The organism is Paenilisteria newyorkensis, assembly GCF_000766145.1.
Taxonomy (GTDB): Bacteria; Bacillota; Bacilli; order Lactobacillales; family Listeriaceae; genus Listeria_A; species Listeria_A newyorkensis.
Map to the genome: position 1 here is coordinate 1 of NZ_JNFB01000029.1, position 2,420 is coordinate 2,420.

General features: G+C 39.3%; 3 protein-coding genes. 2 read left to right on the forward strand and 1 reads right to left on the reverse strand.

Features of this window, described 5'->3' with window-relative positions:
- Together EP58_RS10565 and EP58_RS10570 are read left to right on the forward strand one after the other, a co-directional pair.
- Nucleotides 1-429: rhodanese-like domain-containing protein (locus EP58_RS10565; protein ID WP_036093261.1), on the forward strand; the 429-nt coding region annotated here is incomplete at its 5' end.
- A gap of 220 nt (nt 430-649) precedes the next feature.
- A complete protein-coding gene (locus EP58_RS10570; protein WP_036093262.1) occupies nt 650-1,273 on the forward strand; it encodes a recombinase family protein in 624 nt (207 codons plus the stop codon).
- A 628-nt stretch (nt 1,274-1,901) separates the two neighbouring features.
- Here EP58_RS10570 and EP58_RS17535 read toward each other — a convergent pair.
- Nucleotides 1,902-2,420 (reverse strand): immunoglobulin-like domain-containing protein (locus EP58_RS17535; RefSeq protein WP_338151662.1); only part of this gene is annotated, 519 nt, incomplete at its 5' end.

Below are 2,420 nucleotides of genomic sequence, written 5' to 3' on the forward strand. Positions count from 1 at the left end.
TTTAAGGCAACGGCAGCGGATCTATTTCACTTAGATTTAGCGTATGCTCCACCATTTGCAACGACAAAAGATCCTGTGTTGTATACAGGTATGGCCTTGGATAATGCGATACATGATAATCCACTAATAACGCCAGAAATACTCATTCAGAAACAAAATGAAGGCGAGAAAATGCAGATTATTGATACACGATCCAAAAAGCAATTTGAAGCATCTTCTGTTAAAAATGCCATACACATTCCTTTGGCCGAGCTCCGAGAACAGGCAACGTTACTTGACCCTACAGTACTTACAGTAACTTACTGTAATAAAGGCGTAACAGGCAATGCAGCCCAGAACATTCTAAAAAACAAGGGATTCCAAACAGTCTATAATTTGTCTGGAGGCAACAAGAACTATCAATTATATTTGAATATGATTAGTGGCTAAATAGTATTATAAGGTGAAAGATGTGCTGTTGTATGGATAGCATGTTTTTCACCGTTTTGTTGTGTATTAAATAATCAATACCTAACGGTAAATACTAATAGTACTATGAAAACTTAGGGTAAACCCTAAATAGACACTTCGGATTCATTGCTTTATGCTTATTTTTAATGTAAAATTAGGGTGTAAAATAAATTGGTTCAAAAATGGAGTGATTTTGGGCATGAAAGTCGCATATGCACGTGTAAGTTCCACGGATCAGAATTTAGATCGTCAGTTGGAAGAATTTAAGAATCATGGCGCGGAGAAAATTTTTGTTGAGAAAAAATCTGGTGCTGATTTTATTAATCGCGAAGAATTTAGAAAAGCATTGGATTTTGTTCGCGAAGGAGATTTTTTGATGGTGGAGGCAATCGATCGGTTAGGTCGGGATTATGCTGAAATTATTCAAACCGTCAATGTACTGAAAGAAAAAAATATTGGGTTGATGGTGACGAGTATGCCTTTATTAAGCGAGCCAATTGGTGATCCACTCTTGGATCGTTTCGTGAAGGATTTAATTCTTCAGCTGCTGGCGATGATTGCAGAACGGGAAAGAACGGAAAGTAAAAGAAGGCAAGCGCAGGGAATTGCGATAGCGAAGGAGAAAGGCGTCTATAAAGGTCGGCCGATTTTATACGCTGCAGATGCAAAAGATCCACAAAAACAGGCAGTATACCATCAGATTGTGCGAATGTTAGAAGAAGGCTTGCCAATCAAACGCATTGCGGAGAAAAATCGAGTCACAAGACCGACGATATACCGGATTAAAGAAGACTTAACCATGATGCCTACCGAAGACCAGTAGAAGTAGCCTGCTTCTCATAAAAATAAGGCCACTCTCTGTTAACGAGATTGTGGCCACTACTATAATATAGAAGAAACTCGATTTACAAGAGATTCTAACCATTATAGTCAGAATATTAGGTAATGTCCGATTTACTCGGAGATGCTGGTTCTACCCCTAGAATGCTTCTCTCCAACACAAAAAAGTCCTGTCAACAGACAGATAGATTTGTTTGCACACTTATTTATTGCTCACCAATGATTCCCTTTACAACTTTGAATAACCTCTCGATAGACTTGACCATAATCAAGACACAATCGATTTCTTCCCTGCATCAATTTTGCGCCGATCGCTTCGCCGGTCTTGCTCTCAAAAGCAATTTTAAGTTTATTCTCAATCATCGTCATTTCATGAAACCAATCTTCGAATAGTTGGCAATGAAAATTTTGCCCCTTATAAGAGTTGTGCTTATTAAAAACCACACGTATCTCTTCATTATTTGATACATATTTTTAATACGAATCGTTTCTTTCATGTCATCTGCCTCCTTTCCATGTAGTTACAAGTACAAGCATATCAAGACCAGTTCTACAATAAAAAAGGCGAGAAACACCATGTATGGTTATGAGTCTCTCGCCTATATTGCCATTTATTTTTGAATATTGATTGTTTGCGTGTCAAGTACTTTTCCTGCTTTGTCGAAAGCTTGGATAGCGATGACATCGTCTGCTGATTTGATCTTGTCTAGTGCGTAGAATTTGAACGTGCCGTCTGCGTTGAATGTGCCACCTTTGTAGGCTGTTCCGTTCACTGTTACGACTACTGATTTCACGTCGCCAGTGTACGTACCTGTGATGTTTTTGTCACCGACTGTATATGTGTCTAGTGTGATGTCGCCTGCTGTGACAACGACTGGTGCTTTTATTTTGACTGTTTTTGTATCGAGTAATTTGCCAACGCTATCGAACGCTTGGATGCTTACTTTGTCTGTTGCGGCTTTGATTTTATCTTGGCTGTAGAATTTGAATTCGCCATTGGCTACTGTTCCGCCTTTGTAGACGGTACCGTTGATTGTCACAACGACGGATTTCACGTCATCTGTGTACGTACCTGTGATGTTTTTGTCGCCAGGGATGGTCATCTCGTTTGGTGTGATTTTACCTTCTGT